This is a genomic window from Collimonas pratensis (genome assembly GCF_001584185.1).
In the GTDB taxonomy this organism is placed as follows: domain Bacteria; phylum Pseudomonadota; class Gammaproteobacteria; order Burkholderiales; family Burkholderiaceae_D; genus Collimonas; species Collimonas pratensis.
On the sequence record NZ_CP013234.1, the window covers coordinates 3,084,179 to 3,100,802 of the forward strand.

A 16,624-nucleotide genomic window follows, 5' to 3' on the forward strand; every position below is an offset into this window, starting at 1 on the left:
TTTACCTATCCGCTCCCCAATTTTATGGTGTTATTACTGCCGCTTTTTGGAGAGTTGAGTATATGGAGTCCCTTTGCTTGCAGAATTGCCCGCATGCAACTGATTCATTCGCCACTGTCGCGCAAAGCGGCAACCCGTTCCTACGATCCCTGACAGGGACCGGGCGATTTCCAGCCTGGCGACAAAACAGAAACCGGATTCCGGATTTTGGCACATACCGGCTTTAACGCAGTTCGTAAAAAACCGAAATCATCGCGCTACACGAGGCTCACGGGAAATGGGCTGCAACGCGTTACGCAAAATGACGCACTTTTAACACGCATCATTACACACTTTTTTATCGCAAATACAATACATCCACTATGGCTGTGAACATCTATTTGAGCGAATAGTGAGATGTCTGCGATGAAAAATATCCCATATCATGGCGTCAACCCGAATTGTTTAATCGAAAGCGCACCACTGAAAGCGGTGCCGGCGCTATTTGGATTGATGATCACGGTATAGTTGCCGGTCGAGGGTAAGCCAGTACTGCCTGAAGACACCTCCGGCACATTCCAGTTGACTGCTCCTGCAGCTCCCACTGGGCTACCGACCGCAACCCCGTTAGGCCCAATGACCGAGACGGTGACGGATGCATTTACCGGCGTCACTGTGATTCCGGACAGCGCCACCTTCAAGTACTGCCCCACCGTACCGCTGAAAGAATACGATCCGCTTTGCCCTGCTACCAGATTGATTGTCAATGGCGTCCCATCGACCGTCAGCGCTCCCGTAGCCGGCGACAGCAACTGCAGCGCTACCTGACCAACTCCACCAGCATACGGAACTATGAACACAGTATAGGTGCCAGTCTGCGACAAATTGTGCAGTGCTACGATTCCTGAAGGTTGATTTACATCGTCGAAATAAGGCCCCGCAACTTGCGAACCGTCTGGCGCGTATACATACAGGTACGACCAAGTTCCATGGAAAGTGGAGCCTGCCCATGTCAGATTGTAGTTGTCACCAGCATTCGCAGTAAACGTATAACGACCATTTTGCCCCGCGCGCGCTGTTGCAAAGGCTGTCGCGGCAGCATTAGCTGTCAACGTACCTGCAACCTCCGTCGACAACGATAATGTGCCTTGTATCGCGGTAGTTACATTACTCGGAATTAACACCACCGTATACACGCCAGTGGCATTCAACTGTGGAAGCACGCATCCGCTATCCGTGCTAAAGCTGTTGCAGTCCTTGAGCAAGCTCCCATTGGGCGCAATGACTGTCCAATTGACGTAACCACCTCCTGGTGTAAATTTGACACCGGAAATTCCCAGGCCAATGCGCTGACCGATCGTTCCGTTGAACGTATATTTACCAATTGCACCAGGCATCTGATTGATTGCCAATGGTGTGCCATCGACCGTCAATGGCGCTGTCACAGGCGATAACAGCTGCAGCGCGATCTGTCCGATCTGACCGGCGTAGGGAACAGCGAACACGGTATAAGTCCCGGCCTGCGGTAAATTATTTAGCTGAATCCCTCCCGACGGGTTGTAGTCTGAGCTGGTGTAAGTGCTGGCGATTTGCGATCCATCCGGCGCGTACACGTAGAGATAAGTCCAGGCCCCTTTATAGGTCTCGCCAGTCCAGGTCAGGCTGTAGCTGTCGCCAGTGGCGGCACTAAATGTGTAGCGGGCATTCTGTCCGGAACGCGCTGTCACAATTGTGCTAGCAGCCGCATTCGCACTTAGCGTACCGGTGACTTCGCTCGACAAACTCAATGTCCCTTGTATCGCAGTCGTCCCGGTATTCGGTATCAACATCACAGTATATGTTCCGGTGACAGGTAGTCGCGGCAATGCACAACCTCCGTCGGCGCTTAACCCGCCGCTGCAAGTGATTAATGTCGTGCCATTCGGCGCAATAATCGACCAGTTCAACGAACTGCTGGCCGGGGTGATGGTAGTACCCGAGATACCTAGACCCAATTGTTGTCCCGCCATGCCGTTGAATGTGTATCGCCCGGTGGCACCGGCTACCTGACTCATAGCCAGTGGAGTGCCATTAATCGTCAATGCTCCGCTTGCTGGCGACAGCAGCTGCAGCGTTACCTGACCAGTTCCACCTGAAGCAGGAACAATCAGCACGGTATAGGCACCGGCCTGCGGCAAACTATTGAGTTGTATTTCTCCAGACGAATTGCTATAAGCACTGAAATTGGAAGATGCAATTTGCGAACCATCCGGTGCATAGACATAGATATTGGACCAATAGCCGTTGAACGTCGCGCCGCTCCAGGCCAGACTGTAATTGTCACCCGCATTCGCATTGAAGGTGTATTTGCCATTTTGACCCACGCGCGCTGTGGTAAAGGTTGTTGCAGCAGCATTCGCCGTCAGCGTGTCGCTCACATTGCTCGACAACGTTAATGTGGCCTTCGTCGCAGCCGTCGCATTGGTTTGCGTAATCACCACAGTATAAATGCCGTTTGCATATAGCTGCGGCAACCCGCAACTGCTATCGCTGCTGAAATAGCCATACCCACATGTGCTCACTACCCCCCCGTTTGGCCCAATAACAGACCAATTTGCAGAGCTTCCGGATGGAGGGAAAGAGACGCCAGAAATACCCAAACCAAGCTGCTGACCGATTGTGCCGTTGAAAGTGTATTGACCATTTTCTCCGGCAGCCTGATTGATCGTCAATGGTGGGCCATCTACAGTCAGCGATCCGGTCGCCGGCGCCAGCAACTGCAACGCCACCTGTCCAGTTCCACCGGCGTAAGGAACAGCAAACAAGGTATAGGTACCGGTCTGCGACAAATTGCTGAGCGGTATTTCCCCAGCAGAATAGCTTGCGCTAAAAGACTGCGTCGTCATTTGCGAGCCATCAGGGGCATACAGATAAAACGTCGACCAGTTCCCGTTAAAAGTCGCTCCAGTCCAGACCAGACTATAGTTGTCGCCGGCATTAGCCGTAAATGTATAACGACCATTCTGACCGACCCGTGTCGTCTGCATTGTCGTAGCTGCCGCATTCGCCGTGAGTACCCCAGTCACCTCACTTGATAATGTCAACGCGGCCTGCACTGTTGTCGGTGTGCCATTCGGCGAAACCGCTATCGTATAGGTGCCGGTGGCAGGCAGCTTTGGCAGCACACAACCGTTGTCCGTGCTGATGGAACCACACGCGGCCATTGTAGAGCCATTAGGAGCGATCACCGACCATGTCACCGATCCCCCAGCTGGTGTTGTGCTCAGTCCGGAGAGAGCCAATCCTAACCGCTGACCAACGATACCGCTAAACGTATATTGTCCGCTTGCGCCTGCAGCTAGGCTGATGGCAAGCGGAGGCCCGTCTGCCGTCAAGCTTCCTGCGGCGGGCGACAGCAGCTGCAATGCGACACTCCCAGCATTACCTGCATTGGGTACCACAGCGACTGTATAGGTACCGGTCTGGGTCAAATTATTCAGCAGAATATCTCCCGTCTGATTGCTATCGCTGCTGAAATTAGCGCTCCCGATCTGTGTTCCGTCTGGCGCAAAGACCGTGAACGTAGACCAGTATCCCTTGTACGTAGCGTTAGCCCACACCAGATCGTAATTGGCGCCAGCCGTGGCACTAAACGTGTAACGACCATTTTGACCGTTGCGTGTTGTCGTCAGCGTGACCGGTGCAGCATTCTGCGCCAAGTTTCCGACGACATCAGACGATAAAGTGAGCGTGATGTTGATCGGCGCGCCACCATGTGCCTTAACCGCCACTTTGTAGGTGCCAGTCATAGGCAGTACAGGGATTCTGTCTCCGCCATTACCCTGCCGCCAGTAATCGCTCAACAGTATGCTGCCAGCAGGCGTATAAACTTCATAGGAATTTTGAATGTTCGAAGCGATGCCGCTGAAACCAAATCCCACGCTTTGACCAACGATACCGCTGAATGTATACACCCCGACTTGACTGTCTGCCAAAGTCACCGTCAGTGGATCGCCATCAACCACTAATACGCCATCCGATGTCCCTGGCGTAGTTGGAGTCGTACCTGTCAGTATCACACTTACCGATAGCTGCCCCGTATCGGCTTGATATGGATCGACAAAAATGGTGTAAGTACCAGTTTGTGACAGGTTAGTCAGTGTCAGCGCGCCATTTGCGGTATTGCCAAATGTCTCAGAGCCGATCGCGGTCCCATCCGGCGCATAGACAGTGGCGACATTGCCAGATGTCGCAAATGTTGAGCCAGACACGTTGACCGATAAATTCTGCCCTGCCGTGGCTTCGAAGGTATAACGTCCATTCTGACCTACCCGAGTAAATAAAGATGACTTTGCCGGCGCACTTACCACAAGCGTGCCCGTGATCTCTGTTGATAAGATAAGGTTGGCTTTGACAGCCGTGGTCGGCCCCGATGTGAGCACCATCGTATAAGTCCCGTCCGCTGGCAACGCCGGCAGGTTGCAGCTGGCATTTGCAGTGAATCCACCGCAAGTGAAAATAGCTCTATTTTCCGGGTCGAGCAGCGCGATCGTCAGCGACGCGCCCGCGGTGGGCGTAAATACTACGCCACTGATACCCAAGCCTAAGTGTTGCCCAGTTGTTCCAGCGAACGTATATCGTCCGGTACCACCAGCTACCTGATTGATCGCCAACGCAGTACTATCAATCGTGATTTCACCCGTCGCTGGCGCCAGCAACTGAATCGTCATCTGGCCCGTAACTCCGCCGTTAGGTACGATGAATACCGAATAGACACCGGTCTGCGATAAATTGGTAAGCTGAATTTCTCCTGCCGGACCATTCGCGGCACCAAAATTGGGGGCCGCAATTTGCGAACCGTCCGGGGCATAGACATATAGGATATTCGCCGATCCAGCGAATGTTGACCCCGTCCAGACCAGACTATAGTTATCTCCTGAGGTGGCGCTAAACGTGTAACGGGCATTCTGGCCAGGTCGCGCTGTCGTGAAGGTGCTGGCAGCGGTATTCGCAGTCAACGTTCCTCCCAATTCATTCGACAGCGTCAAATTACCTTGCAGCGCAATTGTGGCATTGGATGCCGTCATCACTACGGTATATACGCCGGTGACATTCAACTGTGGCAATACGCAGCTACTGTCGGTGGTAAAAGTGCCACAGTCTTTCAGCGTTGCGCCGCTCGGGCCGACAATCGACCAACTGATGTAGCCGCCCGCAGGCGTCAGCGTGGCGTTAGAGATGCCCAAACCAAGCCGCTGACCGATACTACCGCCAAAGGTATATTTGCCAATCGATCCCGCCACTTGATTGATAGTCAGTGCAGCACCATCCGCGTTTAGCACACCGGCCGCTGGCGACAGCAATTGAACGGCAACTTGCCCGGTGACGCCACCGTAAGGAGTGATCGTCACCGCATATGTTCCGGTTTCCGCTAAATTGGCGAGCTGCAGTTCACCCGACGCGCCGGATGCTGCGCCGAAATAATAAGTGGATGCTATCTGCGCTCCGTTTGGCGCATAGACAGACAGATTTGAAGAAGTTCCACCTAACGTGTTGCCGGTCCAGGCCAACGTATAGTTGTCGCCCGAAGTCGCATTAAATGTGTACCGCGCATTTTGCCCTGGGCGTGCGGCTGTAAATGTGGTGGCTGCGGCGTTCGCCGTCAGGAGTCCGGCAACTTCGCTGGACAACAGCAACGAACCCTGCACCGCAGTCGTCGCATTAGTCTGCACCAATACTGTGTACCTGCCTGCTGTCGGCAACGCCGGCAACACACAAGCGCTATCCGTGCTGAAATTACCGCAATCCTTTAATGTGGTCCCGTTGGGCGAAATTACTAGCCAACTTGTATAGCCGCCGCTTGGCGTGAAGGAAGTCCCCGAAACGCCCAAGCCAAGTCGCTGCCCAACAGTGCCGTTAAACGTGTAACGACCACTCATGCCGGCGGTCTGATTGATTGCCAATGGCACACCATCGATGATCAGACTCCCTGATTCTGGCGATAAAAGTTGAAGCGCGACTTGCCCGGCTCGTCCGGTATCGGGCGCCACTATGACAGTATAGGTTCCTGTCTGAGCAAGATTATTCAGAGGCAGTATGCCTGTTGGACTATAGCCACTAAAGAAATTGTAAGTAACTTGCGAGCCATCTGGCGCATAGACTGACAGGGTATTGTAATAGGTTCCAAAGGTCGCCCCGGTCCATGCCAGTGTATAGTTGTCGCCGGCTGCAGCATTAAAAGTGTAGCGTCCATTTTGACCAACCCGCGCTGTAAATAACGTTGGCGCAGCGTTCGCCGTCAACGTGCCACTTACCTCGCTCAACAACGTCATGTTGCCTTGCACCGCGCTGTTTGCGCTGGACGGTGCCAGCAATACCGTGTACACGCCGGTCGCAGGAAGTGCCGGCAATGCGCAACCGCTGTCGGCACTAAAACCTGTACATGTCGCCAATGTCGCACCGGTTGGCGTTGTCACCGACCAGGCATAATAGCCACCTGCCGGCGTGACGGTAACCGACGTCATGCCTAGTCCCAAATGCTGACCGGCTGTGCCATTGAATGTGTAACGGCCAGTTGCACCGGCGGCCTGATTGATCACAAGTGGTGCACCGTCGATCGTCAACGCTCCTGTTGCCGGCGACAGCAACTGAATCGCCATCTGTCCGACGGCGCCGGCAGAGGGGGCCATAAATACTGTATAGGAGCCCGTTTGCGATAGGTTATTGAGTTGTACTTCTCCTGTCGGCATGTAATTGGCACCGAAATACTGCGAAGAAACTTGCGAACCGTCTGGCGCGGCAACGATCAGCGTAGACCAATTGCCGCTAAAGGTAGAACCGGTCCAGGCCAGAGTGTAATTATCGCCAGCCGTCGCGTTGAATGTATAACGAGCATTTTGCCCGGCGCGCGCCGTTGTAAAAATCGTCGCGGCAGCATTCGCCGTCAGCGTTCCACTCACTTCACTGGACAACGTTAACGTGCCTTGTATCGCAGAAGTTCCAGTAGTTGGCACGACCACCACTGTATAGACGCCGGCGGCAGTCAATTGCGGCAATACGCAACCATTGCTAGCGCTGAAGCCGCCGCAGTTAACCAATGTCGTCCCGTTGGGTGCAATCACCGACCAATTTGCCGAGTCTCCGGCTGGCGTAAATGTAACACCGGAACCGCCCAATCCAAGGCGCTGACCAACTGTGCCGTTAAATGTATAACGACCTGTCGCCCCGGCGACCTGATTCATGGTCAGCGCTGCCCCATCCACCGTGAGCGTCCCTTGCGCCGGCGACAATAGTTGCAACCCCACCTGTCCTGTTCCACCACTATAAGGCACTACAGATACAGTGTAGACGCCAGTCTGCTGCAGATTAGTGAGTTGCATTTCCCCTGTGGCACTGCTGACCGCAGAAAAATTCGGGGCTGCTATTTGCGAGCCGTCTGGCGCATAGACATACAGGTAAGACCAATAGCCGTTGAAGGTCGCCCCTGTCCACGCCAGACTGTAATTATCGCCGGCCGTCGCTTTAAATGTGTAACTGGCGGTTTGGCCTATCCGCGTCGTCGCAAATATCGTCGCTGCGGCATTCGGTACAAGGGTACCGCTGGCCGCACTCGACAATAGCAAGCTCATGCTTGCCGTATGACTGCCGTCGATTCCGAGCAGAATCCTGTATGTAGCGGTTTGCGGCAGCGCTGCAAACTGGCATTTATCCACCCCAGAGAGCGAACAAGAGTTCACCACATTTCCGGTGGGACCATAAAGTCGGATTGATACTGTCCCCGAACCACTTGGCACAGGTGCGAACGACGACATCCCGAGACTGAGTTGCTGACCCGCCGTACCATCAAACAGCAGCATGGCGTATTTACCGGCGGTATTAATGGTCGGCGTCGCCGCAACACCGTCTGCGACAATGCGGCCTGTGGTCACGACATCGGCCACCGCGATTCCTGAAGGCACCACAAAGAAATCCGCACTGCTCGTGCCGGTGCCGGTAGCAGTTTGCAAGGAGATCTTGCCGCTCTGGGCAGAACTCGGCACTGTTGCTATCGCCTGGCCCGGTGCGGTCAGCGACGTGACAACTCCACCTACACCACCAAAGAATGCCTTGTTATTGCTTATCCCTGCCTGGAAATTCGTCCCGTTAATGGTCACCGCCGTACCGGCTGCGCCTATCGTTGGCGTAAAGCTGGTAATGGTCGGCGCCGACAAGGTCGAGCCGACCGTAAAGGGTTGTGTCGACGTTACACTGCCATTCGCATTACTGACCGTGATCAAGCCAGTTGTCGCCGATGCCGGCACCGTCAGCTTAAGCTGTGATGCGCTTGCCGACGTGACCGTCGCAGCGACGTTGTTGATAGTGACTGTGTTGGAGGCGGCAATTGTACTAAAGCCACTTCCGAAGATGGTGATGTTGGTGCCGGCACCGCCGGACGTGGGGGTAAAACTACTAATGGCCAGGGTATTGACGGTGTCAGCCTTGACGGCAGTGATATTGCCGGCAGCATCATAGGCGTATTGGGTGCTACTGCCATCGCCGGCGATCACCTGGACTAATCGGCCAAGCTCATCGTAGACATAATTCGCGCCAGCAGCATGGGCAATACCGGCACACATAAAAACAGAAGCCAGAACGGCAATGACATGGAATCGTAATACGTGCTGCAACATCAATGAAAATGCTGAAAATGCCATCTGCGCAACATGCTGCACGCGACGTGTCGCCGCGCGGTTCGAATTCGCCATCTGCCCTGCTCCCTGACCCAGTTTTATTTTTGCCAACAAAGAAATAACGTTGACGAGTTCTTTCACTCAAGCTATTTCAGTAGTGAAGCAAATGGCAAATGATGAAGCTACACTTAGTTACGCTCTGAAATATATCTCTACGCCAACATTATGATTGATTAACAATTGCTATCAAATGGTCTATATAAAAAAAACTTCATTGTTGAAATTTTGCAACCTGGAAAGATTTTTTGTAAGCAATGTTGACTGAAATCAACTGAACGGCTAACAATAAAAATTGTCTACACGTTACCGAAACCTAGCGTCACTCACTAGGAGTGAGAATTACCTCTATTTTCTGATTTAAGTAAAAATAGAATAGGGATAACTCGCAGCCAACGTTGATTACAGTGGTTCCGCGTCTCCGCTCCATTACCGAGATTGGCCGCATCCCCACTCCGTTGAATCGAAAATCATATCGCTGGCCATTCGCTCTCTTCGGCAAAATACTGCCCGTTGTAGCAAGCACATTAAACTCTCCCTACGCCCAGACCAATTGCGAGTCTTCAGTACATCGACGTAAAAGTTCAGTAGGCGACAGAACAAGCGTCCAGAATGTGTAGAACACTATATATCCACAGCAATTCGGTAACTTACGGCCCAGCAATTGATTAATTGCGATTAGGAAACGGCGTGGACGGCGGAGTAAAGTTGGCCGTATGTCGCACGATGCCCGTCGTGATCCGCACATTGCTCAAATACCCATGGAAAAATTCGTCATCTGGCGCGACTTGCGCTGGATTCGCCATACCCAGACGAACCGGTGCAGTTGTATCGGCTGCCGTATTCGGCCCGACAGCCTCATACACTTTGACGCCATTCATAAATTGCCGCACCACGCCTGTCGAAATATCCTTCGATATCTCTATGTGGCTCCAAGTTGCTACAGGAATCTTAGTATTGGTTATTTGCAGCGTGCCGTTATAAAAGCCAAACCGGTCGTCTGTATTATTGATAAAAACTTCGTATTCTGCGGTACTGCCCTCGGTTGAAATACGTTTGGACACGATGGTGCGCCAGCGCCCCGATGCGGTCGCCGACATATACACCCAGAAATCAATCGTGAATGATTTACCCGCAATCCTTAAATCGGCGGCATCCGGTGTATCCGCATAGTCGCCGTTGCCATCGAATTTGAATGCCGTGCCTGATGCGTCTCCTGGATTGCCCGCGGCATTCGACTCCTGCGCATTACCGTGCGCAGTCCAGGCATGCGCGCCTGTTTCATCAATGATGGACGGCGAACCATTCTGACCTGCAAAGCGTAGCAAGGATGCAACATTACTCCAGGCAGGATCACCCTGAACGGCTGGAGAAAGATTCGGAAGTGGTGTAGGCGGAGGGACAAAATTGGCCGTATGCCGCACAACGCCCGTCGTTATCCGCACATTGCTCAAATACCCATGGAAAAATTCGTCATCTGGCGCGACTTGCGCCGGATTCGCCATGCCCAGACGAACCGGTGCAGTTGTATCGGCTGCCGTATTCGGCCCAACAGCCTCATACACTTTGACGCCATTCATAAATTGCCGCACCATGCCCGTCGAAATATCTTTCGATATCTCTATGTGGGTCCAAGTTGCTACAGGAATCTTGGTATTGGTTATTTGCAGCGTGCCGTTATAAAAGCCAAACCGGTCGTCTGTATTATTGATAAAAACTTCGTATTCTGCGGTACTGCCCTCGGTTGAAATACGTTTGGACACGATGGTGCGCCAGCGCCCCGATGCGGTCGCCGACATATACACCCAGAAATCAATCGTGAATGATTTACCCGCAATCCTTAAATCGGCGGCATCCGGTGTATCCGCATAGTCGCCGTTGCCATCGAATTTGAATGCCGTACCTGATGCGTCTCCTGGATTGCCTGCGGCATTCGATTCTTGCGCATTGCCGTGCGCAGTCCAGACATGCTCTCCTGTTGCATCAGCAATCGCGGAAGAACCATTCGCACCATTCAAACGCAGCAGCGACGAGACGTTGCCCCACAACGGATCGCCATAAGCACCTGCAGGCAGGTGGTTCGTTTGCGACAACTGCAGCGTCACTTGTCCACCCGGCCCACCCGGGCATGGGACCACGGCTACCGTATAGCTGCCGGTCTGCGCCAGATTGTTGAGTGGGAGGCTTCCCGCCGGGTTGCCATTACCAAAAGGCTGGGACGAAGAAAGCTGGGTGCCGTCCGGGTTATATACATACAGGTAGGAGCAGCTCCCGTTGATCGTGGCACCATTCCATGCCAGGCTGTAGCTGTCGCCGGCTGCAGCACTCAGCTTGTAACGCCCTGTTTGACCCACCCGCGTCGTAACGAAGGTGGTTGCTACATCAGGCGTCAATATGCCAGCCACCTGGCTCGACAACGTCAATGCGCCTTGCGTCGCAGTTGTCGCATCGCGCGGAACAACCAGCACCGTGTACATGCCGGTCGCATTCAACTGCGGTAAAATGCAAGCACTTGCCGCAGAAAAATCCGTGCAGCCGTTAAAAAAAGTACTGCCGTCCGGCCCAAGCACCGACCAGCCGACTGAACCACCACTGCTCAGCACTGCCCCCAGATCCAGTTGCTGACCAACTATGCCGCTGAACGTGTAGCGACCATTTTGACCAGCCAGTTGACTAATTGCCAGCGGCGAGCCATCGACTGCTAAAGCACCGGCGACATTTGACAGCAGCCGAACCCCTGCCTGCCCAGTGCCGCCATAAGAAGGCACAAGGATCGCCACATAGGTACCGGCCTGCGTCAAGTTGTTCAATTGGATTTCACCTGCTGGCGAGCTACCGTCGAAAAACTGACGAATAATTTGTGAACCATCCGGTGCATAAACTGCCAGATATGCCCAAGAGCCGTTGCCTGGACCATCGTCAAAGGCCGGCGCACTCCAAACAAGGCTATAGCTATCACCCGCAGTCGCATTGAAACTATAAAATCCAGTTTGTCCTACTCGCGTCGTAGTAAAGACCGTCGTCGCGGCATTTGGCGTGAGAGTTCCCGTCACATGACTGGATAAGGTCAACGCGCCCTGCAACACAATCGTCGAATCATGCGGCACCACCAGCACTGTGTATGTACCCACAGTATTCAACGGCGGGGGTATGCAGGCACTTCTAGGCGTAAAGTCAATGCAACCACCAAAAAAAGTGCTGCCGTCCGGAGCAAGTACAGACCAGCCGACAGAGCCCGAGGTTGAAAAGAGCGCCCCTAGATCAATTCTCTGACCTACTGTTCCATTAAACGTATATCGACCGTTTTGACCAGCCATTTGATTGATGGTCAACGGCGCACCATCTAACGCCAATGCACCTGTTGCCGGAGCCAATAACTGAATTGCGACCTGCCCAATTCCTCCGCCACATGGGACAACAAGCACAGCATAGGTACCGGATTGCGATAAATTGTTAAGCTGTATTTCCCCCCTCGGCTGATCAGGGCCAAAATTTTGCACGGCGACCTGAGAACCATCTGGCGCGTAGACATACAATTGAGACCAATAACCGTAAATAGTGGAATCGCGCCAAATCAGATTGTAGCTATCCCCAGCTTCCGCCGTAAAAGTGTAGCGACCGTTCTGGCCATTTCTCCCTGTCGCAAACGTCGTCGCAGCAGCATTAGGTATCAATGTCCCCATTACATTGCTTGATAACGACATTGAGCCTTGCAATACTGTGGTTGCAGCGGTTGGGGTCAACAGGACTGTGTACACTCCGGTAGCAATCAATTGCGGCAGTATGCAACCACCACCAGGTGTGTAACTGCTGCAGCTGGTCAATGTCGTACCGTCTGGGGCTAAAACCGACCAGTTTACATCTCCCGATCGAACCGGATCGAAATGAACACCTAAACCGAGGCGCTGACCAATTACACCATCAAAGGTGTAGCGTCCGTTTTGACCCGCCAATTGATTAAGCGGCATCGGCAAATCATCAATCCTCAATATGCCGGTTGCAACATTAGGCGTCGTGCCGGTATTGACGACACTCGACAGTAGCAAGCTCATACTGGCCGTATGGCTGCTATCAATACCGACCAGAATTCGATACGTCCCGTTATATGGCAAAGCAGAAAATTGGCATCCGTTCGGATCAGGTAGCGAGCAAGAACTCAAGATTTTCCCACCCGGGTCGTAGAGATGGATTGAGACCCATCCTGAGCCACTCGGAGTCGGTGTAAAGACCGGCATGGCAAGACTGAGCTGCTGACCGGAAGTGCCATCGAACAGCAGCATCGCATATTTGCCTGCTGTATTAATCGTGGGCGATACCGCCGCCCCACCTATGGTGATGCGCCCAGTAGTGACGACATCCGCCACCGCGACGCCAGCAGGCACGACAAAGAAATCGGAACTGCTCGTACTTATACCGGCAGTCGTTTGCAGGGTCACTTTCCCAGATTGTGCAGAACTGGATACTACAGCGACGGCTTGACCAGGTAGTGTCAGCGAGGTGATAACACCGTTTACACCACCAAATGACACCTTGTTATTGCTGATCCCTGCCTGGAAATTCGTCCCGTTGATGGTCACCGCCGTGCCGGCTGCGCCTACCGTTGGCGTAAAACTGGCAATGGTCGGCGCCGACAAAGTCGAGCCGACTGTAAATGCCTGCGTCGACGTTACACTGCCGTTCGCATTGCTGACCGTGATCAGGCCAGTTGTCGCCGATGCCGGCACCGTCAGCTTAAGCTGTGATGCGCTAGCCGACGTGACCGCCGCAGCGACATTGTTGATAGTGACCGTGTTGGAGGCGGCAGTTGGACTAAAGCCACTTCCGAAGACCGTAACGTTAATACCAGTGCCGCCGGAAGTGGGAGTAAAACTGCTGATCGCCAGGGTGTTGACGGCGTCGGCCTTGACGGCGGTGATATTGCCTGCAGCATCATAGACGTATTGGGTGCTGCTGCCATCGCCGACGATCACTTGAACTAATCGACTAAGTTCATCGTAGATATAATTCGCGCCGGCAGCATGGGCAATACCAGCACACATAAAAATAGAAGCCAGAACGGCAACGACATGGAATCGCAATACGTGCTGCAACATCAATGAAAATGCTGAAAATATCATCTGCACAACATGCTGCACGCGACGTGTCGCCGCGCGGTTCGAATTCGCCATCTGTCCTGCTCCCTGACCCAATTTTATTTTTAGCGAAAAATATTCAGTATTTTGTTCAAATTAGCCGCTTTCAGTGATGCAGCGGTTACGTCCATCACCGAGACCACCTGCGAAAATAAGCACATCCAAGCGCCCCGTTTCAATTCCCAAAGTCCCAACCACCGCTCCGCCGATTTCTCCAGCAATTGAGGCACCAGCTGCACCTTTTCCATTGAAATCACCATAACCAATCAGATTACCATCGACATAGCCGTAATTTTTGACCTATATCGTCCCCGATCACTGACAATTTATCCTATTCATAGACCGCTAATTTTTGTATGATTTTTGTATACGAAACACGATTGCTTCGAACAAAACGTAAAAACCAATCATCATCACAAAAAAACCAAAATCCTTTACTAAGCGATCCAATCCGATTACAAAAAATACCAGTAGAAGGAATAGACATGCACGTATTCTATTTACTTGGAATAAGATTAATTTCAAGACAGAAAATTGCTGTCGAATCAGTGTCGCGGCGACCAAAAGTAACAAGGAACTTTGAGGTGTACTGTCAATAACGGACACTTCCGTCTCAAGCGGCCAGCTCAGTTTTTCTGAAATTCTCAGTGAACTGTGCCGGCGAAATATAGCCAAGGCGCGAATGACGCCGCTGGCGGTTGTAGAAAATTTCGATGTACTCCTTGATTGCCGATTCGGCGTCGGCACGGGTCGCATATCTCTGATGATGAATCATCTCGTTCTTCAGACTTCCCCAAAAACTCTCCATAGGGGCATTGTCGTAGCAGTTTCCCTTACGCGACATGGAAGGCAGCATGCCAAACTGCTCGACCAGCTTCCGGTAGTCGTCAGCACAGTACTGGCTACCTCTGTCCGAGTGATGAATCAGGCCCGGTGCTGGCCGCTTGTTGCGCACTGCCCGCCACAGAGCCTGCGCCGTCAGCTCCTGCGTCATGCGTGCTCCCATCGCATAGCCAACTATCTCGCATGTGAAGACGTCCTTGATGCCCGCCAGGTAAAGCCAGCCTTCGCCGGTCGATACATACGTTATGTCAGTTACCCAGGCTTCATCAGGCCGCGTCGGGGCAAACGTCTGATTCAACAGGTTCTCCGCCACCGGAAAGCCGTGCTTCGAATTCGTGGTGGCTTTGAACTTGCGCTTTTGCTTGCAGCGCAGGCCCAGTTCCCGTCGCAGCCGCACGATACGGTCGCGTCCCGTGTCGAACCCCTGCGCGACCAGTTCCGGCCACATGCGCAGTGGCCCATAGGTTTCCCGCGCCTGGACATGAGCAGCCTTGATCGCCACCTTCAGGCGTTCATCGTCCCGCATACGCTGTGAAGGCGCGCGCCCCAGCCATGCATAAAAACCACTGCGCGACACGTCAAAAACGCGGCACAGCAGGGCCAGAGGAAAGTCGGGTCGCATGGCGTTCACTTGCGCGTACTGGGCAGCGACTCCCGTGCAAAGTACGCGGTGGCCTTTTTTAACACGTCTCGTTCCATGTTCGACTCGGCCAATTCTCTGCGCAACCTCGCAACCTCTACCTCCAGCTCGGGAACCGTTCGACTGCCAGGCGCCGCAGCGCCTCCATTGCCGCGCTTTGCTGCGCTCACCCAGTTACCCAGTGTCCCCTTGGGCATTGCGATCCGCTGCGCCGCCTCTTCTAGCGATAGCCCTTGTGCCAACACCAGTTTGACCGCTTCAGCCCGGAATTCCGGCGTGTACGTCTTCAATTTCATTTCAGTTCTCCCTTTGATAAGTTTATCAAATAGAAGTGTCCGAAAATGTCAGGCTACCTCACTTAGAGTCGCAGGAAACAACGCGGTTTTTGATGAAATCATCAGTAAAAGCAGACTGGTAATTAACCAAAAAATGAATACCTGATAGATAGATTTTTTAAAAAGGCTCATTTCTCACACCCGCATATCTTATTCAGGGCAAGCCCTCTTAAAGCATCGCCAAGGGTTGAAAATATTACATTAGTTGCAACAGATGCACCGCCACCTGCCATTGCACCAACCGCAGCCCCCAAAAATATTTTCCCGCCATAAAGACCCGACGCAGCATCTGCCCCGATGTGGCCCTTCATGCGAAAGTGCCAGTCATTGCCTTTCTTCGACTGATGCATTTCCGGATCGCGTGCCTTGTCACGGTTCTTCGTCGATGGTGGCGCAACAATCAGCGTGGCGTCAACGATTGTGCCTTCGCACATCAGCAAGCCTTTGGCGGCAAGATGGGCATTGATCGTGTCGAATATCTTGCGTGTCAGGTCGTGGGTTTCCAGCAGTCGGCGAAATTTCAGCAGCGTCGTCGCATCCGGCGCCGATTCGCGGTTAAGATCGATTTCGACAAAACCGCGGATGGCCTGACTGTCGTAGATCGCATCTTCAATACCTTCATCGGACAGGCCGAAACACTGCTGCGCTACGTACATCCGCAACATCCGCGCCAGCCCAATCGGCGGTCGGCCGGCGCCTTCAGCTTTTGGATAAAACGGCGCAATTTCCTTCCACAGCGCCACCCAAGGCGTCGCCGCATCAATCTCTGCCAGGAAAGCGGTCGCGCCGTGTCAACTTCTTCTTCGCCGCATATTCAAGATCCGAAAAACTCTTTTGCATGATCACCCTGCACGTTGTCGATTTGAAGCAATTCTCGCAGCTATTGCCCTTATTGAAAATCTGGTGCCATCGAATAAATCAGCGTCTCCTTAGTATGAGGCCAATTCACGTAGCTCTATTGTGTTTGCTATGTATCTGTTTGCCCAAAAG

General features: G+C 53.1%; 4 protein-coding genes and 1 pseudogene. All 5 read right to left on the minus strand.

The genetic code is table 11. The features are described 5' to 3' along the window. Positions 1-422 precede the first annotated feature (422 nt). A complete protein-coding gene (locus CPter91_RS13870; protein ID WP_061941261.1) occupies positions 423-8,768 on the minus strand; it encodes a pre-peptidase C-terminal domain-containing protein in 8,346 nt (2,781 codons plus the stop codon). A 584-nt stretch (positions 8,769-9,352) separates the two neighbouring features. Beyond that, a complete protein-coding gene (locus tag CPter91_RS25755) occupies positions 9,353-13,852 on the minus strand; it encodes an IPT/TIG domain-containing protein (protein ID WP_150119700.1) in 4,500 nt (1,499 codons plus the stop codon). Between the two features lie 29 nt (positions 13,853-13,881). Then, the gene (locus CPter91_RS13885) at positions 13,882-14,064 is read right to left on the minus strand and encodes a hypothetical protein (protein WP_150119701.1); all 183 of its coding nucleotides are present in this window, start codon (positions 14,062-14,064) and stop codon (positions 13,882-13,884) included. Positions 14,065-14,429: 365 nt separating this feature from the next. Then, positions 14,430-15,595, minus strand: a protein-coding gene (locus CPter91_RS13895; RefSeq protein WP_205631604.1) for an IS3 family transposase whose coding sequence is annotated in 2 segments (ribosomal slippage) — positions 14,430-15,343 and positions 15,343-15,595 — 1,167 coding nt in all. Because the reading frame shifts where the segments join, the coding sequence is not laid out codon by codon here. Positions 15,596-15,906: 311 nt separating this feature from the next. Further along, positions 15,907-16,474: pseudogene (locus tag CPter91_RS13905) on the minus strand (IS5 family transposase); the annotation flags it as partial. Positions 16,475-16,624: the final 150 nt, after the last annotated feature.